The following is a 14,257-nucleotide window of genomic DNA, read 5'->3' on the forward strand; positions in this document are numbered from 1 at the left end:
CTTACGCTTTAGAAGGTAATTCTTCGATGGTGTGGAAATGGTTGGTATAGATGCAGATATCACCTGCAATATCCAACGCTTTCTCGGCGATATCGCGCGCGCCCATATCGGTGTTTTCCAGCAGCGCGCGGGCCGCGGCCTGGGCGTAAGGACCGCCGGAGCCGATAGCAATCAAATCGTTTTCCGGCTGTACCACGTCACCGTTACCGGTGATGATAAGCGACGCGTTTTCGTCCGCGACGGCCAGCAGCGCTTCCAGCTTGCGCAACATCCGATCGGTTCGCCAGTCTTTAGCCAGCTCAACGGCGGCCTTCACCAGATGGCCCTGGTGCATTTCCAGTTTGCGTTCAAACAGTTCGAACAGCGTGAAGGCATCGGCGGTGCCGCCAGCGAAACCGGCAATCACTTTGTCGTTGTACAGACGACGCACTTTTTTCACGTTGCCCTTCATTACGGTGTTGCCCAGCGTGGCCTGGCCATCACCGGCAATAACAACATGGCCGTTACGGCGAACACTTACAATTGTAGTCACGAGCAGACCCCTTGGTTGCAAAAGCGGAACAGGGGCCCCGCGCTGTCCGCGGGGCCGAATGCAATTATAGATGGGGGGGATTTTGAGGGTTTCAACCCCTGGCGGCGAGACGAATGCAGTTCGCGTGTCCAGCCATCTTCAGGCGGGTGATCATCTCGTTGGCGCTTTCTTTGCCTTTCAGCGGGCCAATGACCACGCGGTTCCAGCCGTTGTTGGTGGTGATGTGCGAGGCAAACCCTTCGAAAGCCAGCTGAGCGCGGACGGTTTCGGCCTGCTCGGCGCCTTTAAAGGAGCCGCACTGGATCATCCAGCTACGATCGTCTTTTTTCTCGGCGGTCGTTTTCGGCGCTTCCTCCACTCGAGTCACCGGCGCGGCGGCCTGCGCGCGCGGCTGCGTAGTCGTAGTGTGCGCCGGCGTCTGCAGCAGATCCTGGTACGGCTGCTGGTTTGACGCGGTCTGCTTCGGCTGTTGCTGCTGGACCGGCTTCGGCTGCTGAACGCGCGGCGGCTGCTGCACGGTCTGCTGCACGGTCTGCTGCTGAGTTTGCGCCCACTGTTGCTGTTGCGCCTGCTGCTGTTGCTGTTGCTGCGCTAAACGCTGACGCTGCAGCGTCTGCTGGCGCTGGGCCGGCGTTTGTTCGTTCCACGGCACTTCGGTCAGCTGAGTCGGCTGTTGACGCATATCGGCCTGCATCTGGGCCAGCAGCTGACGCTGTTCGTCGGTCAGTTGCTCCGGTTTCATCACTTCGCCGCCGGCGGTCGGTTCAGTCGGCGCGCGAACGCCCGGCTGGCGGCTTTCCAGCTCTTTAATATAGCGCCAGCGCTCTTCCGGTTTCGGCGGCAAGCCGTTGCCGGCGGCCTGGCGATTTTGCATCGCTTCCGCTTCTTCTTTCTTATGGTGCGTAATGAAATAGAGTCCACCGATAAAGGCCACCAGCACAGCCGCCGCGATCGCCACCATAGCCGGTGAAATTGCCGGGAGGCTGCTTTGCTTATTCCTTGAGCTTCGGGTAGTGCTCTTTTTGCGCCGCGAAGAAGCCGGTTGGCTGCGGCGTACATAATCTCGTTGTGCCACTATCGTTTCGCTGTCTTATATTCGTTCGTCAGCCCGCCATGTTACTTAAGCGGCGGGCCTTTGACCAGAAGAGCAGGCCCGAAAGCCTGATGGTTATCGTCTGATTTTTTGCGTACTGCCGCGAACAATCAGTTCGCAATCGAGCAGGCGCGAGCCGCTGTTCACGTTATGACCCTGCATTTGCTCAAGTAATAGCAGCATTCCTTCACGGCCGATATCAAAACGCGGCTGTGACACGGTGGTCAATGGCGGATCGCAAAATTCAGACAACGCGATGTTATCGAAGCCGACAATCGACAGGTCGTCCGGCACTTTCAGACCGCGGCGTTTCGCCAGCGATAAGGCGCCCAGCGCCATCACATCGCTATGGCAAAAGACCGCGGTGGGCGGTACCGGCTGCGACAGCAGCTGCTCCAGCGCATTGGCGCCAGCTTCGAAGGTAAAGTTGCCGCGAGCAATATAGTGCGGATCAACGGTGATACCGCTGCGGCGCAGCGCCTGCACGTAACCCTGCAGGCGATAATGGCACAGCGGCATATCTTCCGGGCCGGCGATGCAGCCGATACGCTGGTGTCCCAGCTCGTGAAGATAGTTTACCGCGTTAAAAGCCGCCGTCAGGTTATCGATGTGGACGGTGGGCAGCTCCAGCTCCGGCGCGAACTCGTTCGACATGACCATCGGCGGCAAATTACGCTGCTCTTCCACGCTGGCGTCAAACGGCAGGCGCGAGCTGAGCAGCACCATGCCGTCAATCTGCTTGGTGATGATAAGGTCGATAAAGGTTTTTTCTTTCTGATTCTGGTGGGCGCAATCGCCGATTAACACCAGATATCCGTGCTCGGCGGCAGTGACTTCAATACCGCGGATCACTTCGCTAAAAAAGGGATCGCAGATATCCGGGACGATCACGAGGATCGTCCGCGATTCGTTGCGCTTCATATTGCGTCCGAGCGACTGCGGTAAATAGCCGACTTCCAGCGCCGCCTGCTCGACCCGGTTACGGGTGGCTTGCGACACCTTATCAGGGTTCATCAACGCTCGGGACACGGTTGCCGTGGAAACGTTTGCCTTTAAGGCGACGTCTTTCATGGTGGCGGCAACCACTTGTTTTTTGGGCTTCACCTGGTTTCTCCTCGCTGAATGGCGCTGGCATTTCCCTTGCGCGCTAACTGCTGCATCATTTTTATCAGATAGTCGCGGCAGTGAGTTACAGAATTTTCATGAAAAACGTGATGCTTGTTAAATTTTTCGATCCGGCTCGCAAGAGAAGGCTTACCCTTCAATAGGATCGACATCCAGCACCCACTTCACTTTTTTCGCCTCCGGCAGCGTATTGATCAGCGCCAGCGTACCGCTGACGATATGCTGCAGGCGTACCCGCGAAGGATGCTGCAGCAATATCTGCCACCGCCAGCGGCCGCCGCGCTTCGGCGCCAGCGCCGGAACCGGACCGAGCACCCATAGCTTGTCGTCGGCCAGCGGACTGGCCTGCAGCAGATTGCGCAGCTGTTGTAAAAACAGCGGCGCCTGCTGGTTGTTATGGTCTTCCGCACGAATCAGCACATGGCTGGTCCACGGCGGTAGCTGCATTGTCTGCCGCTCTGCCAGCGCCTGTTCGGCGAAGGCGTCGTAGCCTTTATACAGCAGGGTCTGCAGCAGAGGGTGTTCAGGATGGTGGGTTTGCAGGATCACTTCGCCCTGTTTTCCTGCCCGTCCCGCTCGCCCGGAGACCTGGGTATAGAGCTGAGCGAAACGCTCGGCGGAGCGGAAATCCGCGGAAAACAGCGCCCCGTCGACGTCCAGCAGGGAGACGAGGGTGACGTCCGGGAAGTGGTGGCCTTTGGCCAGCATCTGGGTGCCAATTAAAATACGCGCCCCGCCGCGATGGACGGCGGCGAGATGCTCCTCCAGCGCCCCTTTGCGGCTGGTGGTATCGCGGTCGATACGCGAGATAGGCACGTCAGGGAACAGCGGCGCCAGGGCCTGCTCCAGCTGTTCGGTGCCGATACCCACCGGCACCAGGTGCGTGGAGCCGCAGGAGGGACATTGGCGCGGGATAGGGCGCTGACTGTCGCAATGGTGGCAGCGCAGATGGTGCTGCGCCTGGTGCAACGTGTAGTAGCTGTCGCAGCGCGGACATTCCGCTATCCAGCCGCAGTCGTGGCACAGCAGCGCTGGCGCAAAGCCGCGGCGGTTAAGAAACAGGATCACCTGGTTATCCGCCTGCAGATGCTGGCGCATACGGTTAATCAGCGCGGGAGACAGACCCGCCTGCAGCGGTTGCCCTTTGAGATCGAGCACGTGCTGCTGGGCAGGGCGCGCATTGCCCGCGCGTTTGCTTAAGGTTAACTGGCGGTATTTGCCCTGGCGGACGTTATGCAGGGTCTCCAGCGCCGGCGTCGCCGAGCCGAGAATAATCGGGATCTGTTCGCTGTGGGCGCGCCATACCGCCAGGTCGCGGGCATGGTAGCGCCAGCCCTCCTGCTGCTTGTAGGAGCTGTCATGCTCTTCGTCGATAACGATGACGCCGAGGTCTTTAAACGGGGTAAACAGCGAGGAGCGGGTGCCGATCACAATGGCCGCTTCGCCGTTTTTCGCCTTCAGCCAGGCCGAAAGACGTTCGCTGTCATTGAGTCCGGAGTGCAGCACTTCCACCGGCGCGTTAAAGCGCTGGCGGAAGCGGGCGATGGTCTGCGGCGTCAGACCGATCTCCGGCACCATCACCAGCGCCTGGCGCCCCTGCGCCAGCACGTTCTCCAGCACGCTCAAATAGACTTCCGTTTTCCCTGAGCCGGTAATACCCGCCAGCAGCCAGGCGGAGAAGCGATCGGCGGCGCTGTGGATCGCCCCGACGGCGGTGGCTTGCTCGGTATTAAGACGCAGGCGTTCGCCGGCAACCGAATACGCGCTGCGCCAGTCGGTGAGGGCGGGCGCTTCGCAGGCCAGCTCCGCCAGCCCTTTGCCGCGCAGCGCCTGCAGCGCCGCTTCATTAAATTCCAGTTCGCCAACCTGATGACGCCAGATTTTTCCCTGGCGCAGCGCCGCCAGCGCCTGCTGCTGCTTCGGCGAGCGTTTCAGACCGTTAAGGTCGACGGCCTGCCCCTGCTCGGTGGCGAACCAGTACCACAGCGGAGTCGCGCTGGCGGGTTTGCCCTGGCGCAGCAGAATGGGCAGCGCATGGAACAGCACATCGCCAATCGGATGATGGTAATACTCAGCCGCCCACATCAGCAGCCGCCAGATGGTACCGGAGAAGACCGGTTCGTCGTCCAGCGCTTCCGCGACCGGTTTTAGCTCGTCCAGCTGCAGCTCGCTGCGTTCGCTGACCGCCGCGACAATACCGATCCGCTCCTGTTTGCCGAACGGCACCCGCACCCGACAGCCCGCTTTGACCGCCATGCCTTCAGGCAGCAGATAGTCAAAAGTGCGCGGTAGCGGAACGGGTAGGGCAACGTGGGCGACGGGCATGTCATCTTCCTGACTTGAAATCTGGCGGGATAGTATACACATTACGATAAGGCGGCGCGGATCAGTTTGCATATGCTGGTCAAATTCTGTATGATTCGCCGCCTTTGATGCGCTTTATATCGCATTGAAGATTGACCATTACCGCGTGCTTCACGCTGTCAACAGCGTAGAGGGCGACGGGAAATTACTAATATCGCGTGGTGTCTGGCGTTAGGGCTGGAAGAGCGACGCGGCCTTAACTGAGGTTCTCCCATGAAAAAAGGTATTCACCCAAATTACGACGAAATTACTGCTACCTGTTCTTGCGGTAATGTCATGAAAATCCGCTCCACCGTAGGTCACGACCTGAACCTCGACGTGTGCGGCAAATGCCACCCGTTCTTCACCGGCAAACAGCGTGATGTTGCTACCGGTGGCCGTGTTGACCGCTTCAACAAGCGCTTCAGCATCCCGGGCAGCAAGTAAGTTGCCAGAAGAAGCCGCCTCAGGGCGGCTTTTTTGTGTCTCTCGCCTGCCTGGGCGGGAAAGAAAAAGGGCGGAAGCGTGCTTCCGCCCTTTTTATCGTCTCAGTATTCCCACGTATCCGGGTCGATACCCAGTTCACGCATAATCGCTTTCGCCGCTTCCGGGATCTCATCGCTGCGCTCTTTACGCAGGTCTTCATCGTTAGGCAACGGTTGTCCGGTAAAGGCATGCAGGAACGCTTCGCACAGCAGTTCGCTGTTGGTCGCGTGACGCAGGTTATTCACCTGACGACGCGTGCGTTCATCGGTGAGGATTTTTAACACCTTCAGAGGAATGGAAACCGTAATTTTCTTTACTTGCTCACTCTTCTTACCGTGCTCAGCGTATGGGCTGATATATTCGCCGCTCCATTCAGCCATGAGATACCTTAATCCTCTGTTTATTAGTGAAGGGCCAGAATATTCCGCCCGGGCTATAATCGCGCGTAGTTTACCGTATGCGCGGGCTTTCTGACATGAGATAAGCCGCCGCCGACGTGCGCTAATGCATATAATTTTAACGGCTATTTGCACTTTGCTCAATCTATACGCAAAGAAGTTTAGATGTCCAGATGTATTGACGTCTATTGTGACAATGTTTACTCTGGAGCCTGACTTTTCACCGATTCAGCCCAGGAACTTCCCAACATGACGCGTAAACAGGCCACCATCGCAGTGCGTAGCGGTTTAAATGACGACGAGCAGTACGGTTGCGTTGTCCCGCCGATCCACCTCTCCAGTACCTATAACTTCACCGACTTTAATGAACCTCGCGCTCACGACTATTCCCGCCGCGGCAACCCGACGCGTGATGTGGTGCAGCGCGCTTTAGCGGAGCTGGAGGGCGGCGCTGGCGCGGTGCTGACCAATACCGGTATGTCGGCGATCCTGCTGGTGACGACGGTGTTCCTTAAGCCTGGCGATCTGCTGGTGGCGCCGCACGACTGCTACGGCGGCAGCTACCGTCTGTTCGATAGCCTGGCGAAGCGCGGCTGCTATCGCGTTCAGTTCGTCGATCAAAACGATGAGCAGGCGCTGCGGGCGGCGCTGGCGGAAAAACCGAAGCTGGTGCTGGTCGAAAGCCCAAGTAATCCATTGCTGCGGGTGGTGGATATTGCGAAAATCTGTGGTCTGGCGCGCGAAGCCGGGGCGATCAGCGTGGTCGATAACACCTTCCTGAGTCCGGCGCTGCAAAACCCGCTGGCGCTGGGCGCCGATCTGGTGTTGCACTCCTGTACTAAATACCTTAATGGTCACTCTGATGTGGTGGCCGGGGTGGTGATTGCCAACGATCCGGCGACTGTCACCGAACTGGCATGGTGGGCGAATAACATTGGCGTCACCGGCAGCGCCTTCGACAGCTATCTGCTGTTGCGCGGGCTGCGGACGCTTTCTCCACGCATGGAAGTGGCGCAACGTAATGCCCTGGCGATCGTCGAGTATCTGAAAACCCAGCCGCTGGTGAAAAAGCTGTATCATCCGTCGCTGCCGGAAAACCAGGGGCATGAAATTGCGGCGCGTCAGCAAAAAGGTTTTGGCGCAATGTTAAGCTTCGAGCTGGATGGTGACGAGCAGACGCTGCGCCGCTTCCTGAGCGGGCTGTCGCTGTTTACACTGGCGGAATCGCTGGGGGGCGTTGAAAGCCTGATTTCCCATGCGGCAACGATGACGCATGCCGGCATGGCGCCTGAAGCGCGTGCCGCCGCCGGAATTTCAGAAACGCTCCTGCGTATTTCGACCGGTATCGAAGATGGTGAAGATTTAATTGCCGACCTGGAAAATGGCTTCCGGGCAGCAAACGAGGAATAAAGATGAGTGTGATTGCGCAGGCAGGGGCGAAGGGTCGTCAGCTGCACAAATTTGGTGGGAGTAGTTTAGCGGATGCGAAATGTTACCTGCGCGTCGCGGGGATCATGAAGGAGTATTCGCAGGCGGGGGACATGATGGTCGTCTCCGCCGCTGGCAGCACCACCAACCAGCTGATCAGCTGGCTTAAGCTTAGCCAGAGCGATCGCCTTGCTGCGCATCAGGTTCAGCAGTCGCTTCGCCGCTATCACACCGAGCTGATTAGCGGTCTGGTGGAGCCTGCGGCGGCGGATACGTTGATCGCCGCCTTTATCCACGACCTTGAGCGTCTGGCTGGTCTGCTGGACGGCGGGGTTTCCGAAGCGGTCTATGCGGAAGTGGTCGGCCATGGGGAAGTGTGGTCCGCGCGCCTGATGGCGGCGGTTCTCAACCAGCTGGGAATGGAAGCCGCCTGGCTGGACGCGCGCGCGTTCCTGCGCGCGGAACGCGCCGCGCAGCCGCAGGTGGATGAAGGATTATCCTATCCACTGCTGCAGCAGCTGATGGCGCAGCATCCTAACAAGCGTCTGGTGGTGACCGGCTTTATCTCCCGCAACCAGGCCGGTGAAACCGTCCTGCTGGGCCGTAACGGGTCTGACTACTCTGCCACCCAGATCGGCGCGCTGGCGGGCGCTTCCCGCGTCACTATCTGGAGCGACGTCGCCGGGGTGTACAGCGCGGATCCGCGCAAGGTGAAAGACGCCTGTCTGCTGCCGCTGCTGCGTCTGGACGAAGCCAGCGAGCTGGCGCGTCTGGCCGCGCCGGTGCTCCATGCCCGCACGCTACAGCCGGTTTCCGCCAGCGATATCGATCTGCAGTTACGCTGCAGCTATACGCCGGAACAGGGTTCCACGCGCATTGAGCGCGTGCTGGCCTCCGGTACTGGCGCCCGGATTGTCACCAGCCATGACGATGTCTGCCTGGTGGAGTTCCAGGTGCCGGCCGGTCACGATTTCAAACTGGCGCATAAAGAGCTGGACGCCCTGCTCAAACGCGCCCAGCTGCGCCCGTTAGCCGTTGGCGTCCATGCCGACCGCAAACTGCTGCAGTTCTGCTATACCTCCGAGGTGGCCGACAGCGCGCTGAAGCTGCTCGATGAGGCAGGTCTGCCGGGCGAGCTGCGACTGCGTCAGAAGCTGGCGCTGGTGGCGATGGTGGGCGCGGGCGTCACCCGCAACCCACTGCACTGCCACCGTTTCTGGCAGCAGCTGAAAGGGCAGCCGGTGGAGTTCACCTGGCAGTCGGAAGAGGGGATCAGCCTGGTGGCCGTCCTGCGCGCCGGGCCGACGGAAAGCCTGATCCAGGGGCTGCACCAGTCCTTGTTTCGTGCCGAAAAGCGTATCGGCCTGATGCTGTTCGGCAAAGGGAACATCGGTTCCCGCTGGCTGGAGCTGTTCGCCCGTGAACAAACCACGCTCTCGGCGCGCACCGGCTTTGAGTTTATTCTCGCCGGTGTGGTCGACAGTAAACGCAGTCTGCTGAACTACGACGGGCTGGACGCCAGCCGGGCGCTGGCTTTCTTCAACGATGAAGCGGTGGAGCAGGACGAAGAGTCGCTGTTCCTGTGGATGCGCGCGCACCCGTATGATGATTTAGTGGTGCTGGACGTCACCGCCAGCGAGCAGCTGGCAGACCAGTATCTTGATTTCGCCAGCCATGGCTTCCACGTGATCAGCGCCAACAAGCTGGCGGGGGCCAGCAGCAGCGATAAGTATCGCCAGATCCACGACGCGTTTGAGAAGACGGGGCGCCACTGGCTGTATAACGCCACCGTGGGCGCCGGCTTGCCGGTGAACCATACGGTGCGCGACCTGATCGACAGCGGCGATACCATCCTCGGCCTGAGCGGTATCTTCTCGGGAACGCTCTCCTGGCTGTTCCTGCAGTTCGATGGCACCGTGCCGTTCACCGACCTGGTGGATCAGGCGTGGCAGCAGGGTCTGACCGAGCCGGATCCGCGCGTCGATCTGTCCGGTAAAGATGTGATGCGCAAGCTGGTGATCCTCGCGCGGGAAGCGGGTTACGACATCGAGCCGGATCAGGTGCGCGTGGAATCACTGGTCCCGGCGCACTGTGAAGAGGGTTCGGTCGATCACTTCTTTGAGAATGGCGAAGAGCTGAACGAGCAGATGCTGCAGCGCCTGGAGGCGGCCCGCGAGATGGGGCTGGTGCTCCGCTACGTGGCGCGTTTTGATGCCAACGGCAAAGCACGCGTCGGCGTGGAGGCGGTACGCGAAGAGCACCCGCTGGCGGCGCTGCTGCCGTGCGATAACGTGTTCGCTATCGAAAGCCGCTGGTATCGCGATAATCCGCTGGTGATCCGCGGGCCCGGCGCCGGGCGCGATGTGACCGCCGGGGCGATCCAGTCGGATATTAACCGTCTGGCGCAGCTGCTGTAGTCCCGGGAAAAAGACCAGGCGCGGCCTGGTCTTTTTTGTTAGTGCGCCGCAAAAACTGCTTTAGCGGCAAACAGGCCGTTTAGCGCCGCCGGGAATCCGGCGTAGACCGCCATCTGCATGATCACTTCCGTAATTTCCTCTTGCGTCAGACCGACATTTAATCCCGCGGCAATATGCACTTTCAGCTGCGGCTCGGCGTTACCCAGCGCGGTGAGCGCGGCGATGGTGGCGATTTCCCGGCTACGCAAATCAAGCCCTGGCCGGGCGTAAATATCGCCGAAGGGGAACTCAATCAGATAGCGGGCGAAGTCGGGGGCGATATCCCGCAGGCTGTTGACGACGGCCTCCCCGCCGCTACCGTCCACGCGCTGAAGCATTTCCTGACCGGTGGTATAACGTTCGCTGGACATCGTTTTTTCCTCTCTGTGATGATGCGTTGAGAGGAAGGGTAGGGAAGTTTACCGGACTTGAGTAATACCCTTTTCGTGATACCTTTTCAGTATGACAACTTCGCGATTACATTCTCTCGATATCCGCCTGCTGCGTGCCTTTGCCGTGGTAGCTGAGGAAAATAACATCAGCCGGGCGGCGCAGCGGTTATTTATCTCGCAGCCGCCGCTGAGTCGCCATATGCGCTATCTGGAAGCGCAGCTGGGGGTGACGCTGTTTCAGCGCCATAGCAAAGGCCTGATCCTTACCGACGCGGGCAGAGAGGTGCTGGCGATCATTCGGCCCATGCTGGCGCTCCAGGAACGCACGCTGGCGGCATTGAGTGAGCTCTCCGTTCACTCGCCGCCGTCTCTGCGTCTGGGCGTGACCACCGCCTTCGAACAAGGCATTTTCGCTGCTGTTGAATCTGCGCTGAGCGAACATACCCGCGGGTTGCATATCACCCGCCACGCCTCACCGGCGCTGGCGCAGCAGGTGCGCAAAGGCAAACTCGATGCAGCGCTGGTCGCGCTGCCGCTCAATACTGAAGGGCTGCACCTGCATCCATTGCCGTATCAGGAGCCGCTCATCGCGGCAGTGCCAGCCTCCTGGCCGGAAGCCGTCATACCAGCGTTAACGCTAAGCGCGCTCAATCATCGGCCGCTGTTCTGGTTTAAACGCGAGCGTAACCCCGATTTCTTTGACTACACGCGGCGCATTTTCGACCGGGCTGGCTATACCCCCGCTTATGTGGAAGAGCCTGCCGAACATGATGTGCTGCTGGCGCGAATCGCGCGTGGGGAAGGCATGATCCTCCTGCCGGCGTCCTTTTCCGCGATCCAGCGTCAGGGGGTAGTGTTCTGTCCTGTCGCTGAAGGCGACAGCATGCCGTTAAGCCTTGGGGTGATCTATGCGCCTCACCAGGCAGGAGCCGTGCAGCAATGGCTCTCACTGCTGGATGATCACCTGACGACTCGCTCGTCTCATGCTGAATATCGTTCTACCCCATGTTGACCGCAGAGCGGGCTCTTTAGGCTGGCAAAGCGCCGGTAGATGAAGTTTTTTCATGTTGGCAGCCTTTTCCTCACTCTTTACGCAGATTTTTCTATTGACGCCCGGGCGCTTTTCCGTCATTTTTACATCTGGACGTCTAAACGTATAGAAGTTCGCAACACAACAGCCATTACATGCGATTGATGAGGTAAGGTATGAGCTTTTTTCACGCCAATCAGCGGGAAGCCCTGAATCAGAGCCTGGCGGAAGTCCAGGGCCAGATTAATGTGTCCTTTGAATTCTTTCCGCCGCGCACCAGTGAAATGGAGCAGACCCTGTGGAAATCCATCGATCGCCTGAGCAGTCTGAAACCGAAGTTTGTCTCGGTGACCTATGGCGCGAACTCCGGCGAGCGCGATCGCACCCACAGCATCATCAAAGGTATTAAAGAGCGAACCGGTCTGGAAGCGGCGCCGCACCTGACCTGTATCGATGCTACTCGCGATGAGCTGCGCACTATCGCCCAGGATTACTGGAACAACGGCATCCGCCATATCGTCGCTCTGCGCGGCGACCTGCCGCCGGGCAGCGGTAAACCGGAGATGTACGCCGCCGATCTGGTCACTCTGCTGAAAGAGGTGGGAGATTTTGATATCTCCGTCGCCGCATATCCGGAAGTGCATCCGGAAGCGAAAAGCGCGCAGGCGGATTTGCTCAACCTGAAACGCAAAGTCGAGGCAGGCGCCAACCGCGCGATCACCCAGTTCTTCTTCGATGTGGAAAGCTACCTGCGTTTTCGCGATCGCTGCGTCTCGGCGGGCATCGACGTGGAAATTATTCCGGGTATCCTGCCGGTTTCCAACTTTAAACAGGCGAAAAAGTTTGCGGATATGACCAACGTTCGTATCCCGGTGTGGATGTCGAAAATGTTCGAAGGGCTGGATAATGACGCCGAAACCCGTCAGCTGGTGGGGGCGAATATCGCCATGGACATGGTGAAGATCTTAAGTCGGGAAGGGGTAAAAGATTTCCACTTCTACACCCTTAACCGCGCCGAAATGAGCTACGCCATCTGTCATACGCTGGGCGTGCGTCCGGCCTGAGTGTTTGCCGTTTCCGCCGTCAGCGCGTCCGGCTGATAAACATAAAAAAACACCCGGCTGACGCCGGGTGTTTTGTTTTGCTCTGGATTATTCCCATTCCTGCAGGAAGCGCTGGCCATATTGGTCGGCGACCAGCAGCGCGGCGTAGACCTGGTCGGCGTCGACGCCGCCCGGCATATTGTGGATGGTTTCTCCTTCAGCGCAGGCGGCTTCCGCCACCAGGCGCATTTTGGTCGGGATGTCGCCTTTGATATCCAGCTGCGCCAGCGTGATCGGCAGCCCAACGCTGTGACATAGCGCGGCGACAGTCTCGATCTCTTCCACCGGCGCGTTTTCCAGCACCAACTGCGTCAGGGTGCCGAACGCCACTTTTTCACCGTGATAATAGTGGTGAGCGTCAGGGATGGCCGTCATGCCGTTATGAATCGCGTGGGCTGCCGCCAGGCCACCGCTTTCAAAACCGACGCCGCTCAGATAGGTGTTGGCTTCCACCACCCGCTCCAGCGCCGGAGTGACCACGTGCTGTTCGGCGGCCAGCATCGCTTTTTCACCCTCTTCGAGTAAGGTGTTGTAGCACAGCTCGGCCAGCGCCAGCGCCGCCTGGGTGCATTTCCCGCCCGCCATGGTGGTGGCGCCGCTGCGTGAGCAGGCGCGGGCTTCGAACCAGGTGGCCAGCGCATCGCCAATCCCGGCGGCCAGCAGGCGAGCCGGCGCGCCAGCAACGATCTGCGTATCGACAATGACCATGTTAGGGTTGTGCGGCAGCATCAGATAGCTGTCGAACTCGCCTTCGTCGGTGTAAATCACCGACAGTGCGCTGCACGGCGCATCGGTGGAGGCGATGGTGGGGGCGATCGCCACCGGCACCTTCATAAAATGGGCCAGCGCTTTCGCGGTATCCAGGGTTTTACCACCGCCGATCCCCAGCACGGCGGTGCATTTCGCACTGCCGGCGATATCGCGCAGGCGATTGATTTCATTATGCGAACATTCACCGCCAAACGGCGCGATTTCCGCCGCCAGGCCGGCGTCAGCCAGGCTTTTGCGTAGCATCTCTTCCGCGAATCCCAGCACGAATTTATCGCCAACGACCAGCCAGCGTTCGGCCAGCGGTTTCAGGTAGTCGCCAAGGCGCTTGATGGCGCCTGCGCCCTGGATGTATTTGCCTGGTGATTGAATAATGCGATCCATTTCGATTCCTCCTCGATGACCGTGATGCCGCCCGCAGGCGGCGCGCGGGTCCGGTTACAGGTTCAGCGTGCCAAAGGCGTTATTCCAGTCCTGTTCAAACTTCTCTATGGCTGACTCTACCGCAGGGGTGCCGAGCATTTGTTGCGCTACATCTAGTGGAAGGGTGATTGCTTCGCAGCCAGCCAGCAGGCAATCCAGCGCCTGACGGGGCGTTTTGAAGCTTGCCGCCAGCACTTTGCTTTCGGGCGCATGCATTTCCAGCAGGGATTGCAGTTCCTGCACCATGCGGATGCCGTCTCCGCCCTGAGCGTCGACGCGGTTAACGTAAGGCGCGACGTACTTTGCGCCAGCCAGCGCGGCCAGCAGACCCTGTGAAGCGCTGTAGACGGCGGTGCCAAGGGTCGGGATGCCTTCATTCTTCAGCAGCTGGATAGCGGCGAGGCCTTCGGCGGTGACCGGGATTTTGACCACGATGCCCGGCACGGCGTTGCTCAGGCGTTTGGCTTCTGCCACCATGCCCTGCGCATCGCGGCTCATGGTCTGCGCGAACAGAATTCCTTCCGGGCCAACGGCTTTTTGCAGGCGCGGCAGTACATCCCACACCGGGGTTTTACCGGCGGCGATAATGCTCGGGTTGGTGGTCACCCCGGCCAGCGGGTAGATGCGGGCCAGGCGTTCCACTTCGGCGACGTTGGCGGTATCCAGATAGAGTTCCATAG

Annotated in this window: 13 protein-coding genes; 5 read left to right on the forward strand and 8 right to left on the reverse strand. The window is 59.6% G+C overall.

The features are described from left to right. Position 1: 1 nt before the first annotated feature. From hslV to priA, 4 genes are all read right to left on the reverse strand, one after another. Positions 2 to 532, reverse strand: coding sequence for an ATP-dependent protease subunit HslV (hslV, locus tag ABLU95_RS24835; RefSeq protein WP_002882918.1), 531 nt, complete (start codon positions 530 to 532; stop codon positions 2 to 4). Positions 533 to 623: 91 nt separating this feature from the next. After that, positions 624 to 1,607 carry a cell division protein FtsN gene (gene ftsN / locus ABLU95_RS24840; protein ID WP_348880458.1) on the reverse strand — a complete coding sequence of 328 codons (984 nt, stop codon included), beginning with the start codon at positions 1,605 to 1,607 and terminating at the stop codon, positions 624 to 626. A 93-nt stretch (positions 1,608 to 1,700) separates the two neighbouring features. Beyond that, positions 1,701 to 2,729 (reverse strand): DNA-binding transcriptional regulator CytR, encoded by a 1,029-nt coding sequence (gene cytR / locus ABLU95_RS24845; RefSeq protein WP_004203676.1) that lies wholly within the window; start codon positions 2,727 to 2,729, stop codon positions 1,701 to 1,703. Positions 2,730 to 2,879: 150 nt separating this feature from the next. Beyond that, positions 2,880 to 5,075, reverse strand: a complete 2,196-nt coding sequence (gene priA, locus ABLU95_RS24850; RefSeq protein ID WP_065883459.1) for a primosomal protein N' — start codon at positions 5,073 to 5,075, stop codon at positions 2,880 to 2,882. 252 nt (positions 5,076 to 5,327) lie between these two features. Here priA and rpmE point away from each other — a divergent pair, with 252 nt between their 5' ends. Then, the gene (gene rpmE / locus ABLU95_RS24855) at positions 5,328 to 5,540 is read left to right on the forward strand and encodes a 50S ribosomal protein L31 (protein ID WP_002882922.1); all 213 of its coding nucleotides are present in this window, start codon (positions 5,328 to 5,330) and stop codon (positions 5,538 to 5,540) included. Positions 5,541 to 5,641: 101 nt separating this feature from the next. Here rpmE and metJ read toward each other — a convergent pair whose 3' ends face one another. Then, on the reverse strand, positions 5,642 to 5,959 hold the full coding sequence (gene metJ, locus ABLU95_RS24860; RefSeq protein ID WP_002882924.1) for a met regulon transcriptional regulator MetJ: 318 nt from the start codon (positions 5,957 to 5,959) through the stop codon (positions 5,642 to 5,644). 267 nt (positions 5,960 to 6,226) lie between these two features. Here metJ and metB point away from each other — a divergent pair, with 267 nt between their 5' ends. Both metB and ABLU95_RS24870 read left to right on the forward strand, forming a co-directional pair. Continuing rightward, on the forward strand, positions 6,227 to 7,387 hold the full coding sequence (metB, locus tag ABLU95_RS24865) for a cystathionine gamma-synthase (RefSeq protein WP_004203678.1): 1,161 nt from the start codon (positions 6,227 to 6,229) through the stop codon (positions 7,385 to 7,387). A 2-nt stretch (positions 7,388 to 7,389) separates the two neighbouring features. After that, on the forward strand, positions 7,390 to 9,822 hold the full coding sequence (locus ABLU95_RS24870; RefSeq protein ID WP_241515732.1) for a bifunctional aspartate kinase/homoserine dehydrogenase II: 2,433 nt from the start codon (positions 7,390 to 7,392) through the stop codon (positions 9,820 to 9,822). Positions 9,823 to 9,860: 38 nt separating this feature from the next. Here the strand turns inward: ABLU95_RS24870 and ABLU95_RS24875 are convergent, their stop codons facing one another. Continuing rightward, on the reverse strand, positions 9,861 to 10,232 hold the full coding sequence (locus ABLU95_RS24875) for a carboxymuconolactone decarboxylase family protein (RefSeq protein ID WP_023291530.1): 372 nt from the start codon (positions 10,230 to 10,232) through the stop codon (positions 9,861 to 9,863). 91 nt (positions 10,233 to 10,323) lie between these two features. On the opposite strand from ABLU95_RS24875, the gene ABLU95_RS24880 reads away from it, so the two are divergent. Further along, the gene (locus ABLU95_RS24880; RefSeq protein ID WP_087849051.1) at positions 10,324 to 11,265 is read left to right on the forward strand and encodes a LysR family transcriptional regulator; all 942 of its coding nucleotides are present in this window, start codon (positions 10,324 to 10,326) and stop codon (positions 11,263 to 11,265) included. Between the two features lie 194 nt (positions 11,266 to 11,459). Then, positions 11,460 to 12,347, forward strand: coding sequence for a methylenetetrahydrofolate reductase (gene metF / locus ABLU95_RS24885; RefSeq protein ID WP_023291532.1), 888 nt, complete (start codon positions 11,460 to 11,462; stop codon positions 12,345 to 12,347). 87 nt (positions 12,348 to 12,434) lie between these two features. Here the strand turns inward: metF and ABLU95_RS24890 are convergent, their stop codons facing one another. Further along, on the reverse strand, positions 12,435 to 13,538 hold the full coding sequence (locus ABLU95_RS24890) for a glycerol dehydrogenase (RefSeq protein ID WP_032454483.1): 1,104 nt from the start codon (positions 13,536 to 13,538) through the stop codon (positions 12,435 to 12,437). 54 nt (positions 13,539 to 13,592) lie between these two features. Then, positions 13,593 to 14,255 (reverse strand): fructose-6-phosphate aldolase, encoded by a 663-nt coding sequence (gene fsa / locus ABLU95_RS24895; RefSeq protein ID WP_348880459.1) that lies wholly within the window; start codon positions 14,253 to 14,255, stop codon positions 13,593 to 13,595. Between the last annotated feature and the right edge of the window lie 2 nt (positions 14,256 to 14,257).

Source organism: Klebsiella sp. GG_Kp146 (assembly GCF_040061975.1).
Lineage (GTDB): Bacteria > Pseudomonadota > Gammaproteobacteria > Enterobacterales > Enterobacteriaceae > Klebsiella > Klebsiella quasipneumoniae.

Bases quoted from the DNA above. Each gene is read 5' to 3' on its own strand.
- ABLU95_RS24870 (WP_241515732.1), top strand. From the start codon at position 7,390: ATGAGTGTGATTGCGCAGGCAGGGGCGAAGGGTCGTCAGCTGCACAAA.
- ABLU95_RS24880 (WP_087849051.1), top strand. From the start codon at position 10,324: ATGACAACTTCGCGATTACATTCTCTCGATATCCGCCTGCTGCGTGCC.
- metF (WP_023291532.1), top strand. From the start codon at position 11,460: ATGAGCTTTTTTCACGCCAATCAGCGGGAAGCCCTGAATCAGAGCCTG.
- metJ (WP_002882924.1), bottom strand. From the start codon at position 5,959: ATGGCTGAATGGAGCGGCGAATATATCAGCCCATACGCTGAGCACGGT.
- rpmE (WP_002882922.1), top strand. From the start codon at position 5,328: ATGAAAAAAGGTATTCACCCAAATTACGACGAAATTACTGCTACCTGT.
- metB (WP_004203678.1), top strand. From the start codon at position 6,227: ATGACGCGTAAACAGGCCACCATCGCAGTGCGTAGCGGTTTAAATGAC.
- ABLU95_RS24890 (WP_032454483.1), bottom strand. From the start codon at position 13,538: ATGGATCGCATTATTCAATCACCAGGCAAATACATCCAGGGCGCAGGC.
- priA (WP_065883459.1), bottom strand. From the start codon at position 5,075: ATGCCCGTCGCCCACGTTGCCCTACCCGTTCCGCTACCGCGCACTTTT.
- ABLU95_RS24875 (WP_023291530.1), bottom strand. From the start codon at position 10,232: ATGTCCAGCGAACGTTATACCACCGGTCAGGAAATGCTTCAGCGCGTG.
- fsa (WP_348880459.1), bottom strand. From the start codon at position 14,255: ATGGAACTCTATCTGGATACCGCCAACGTCGCCGAAGTGGAACGCCTG.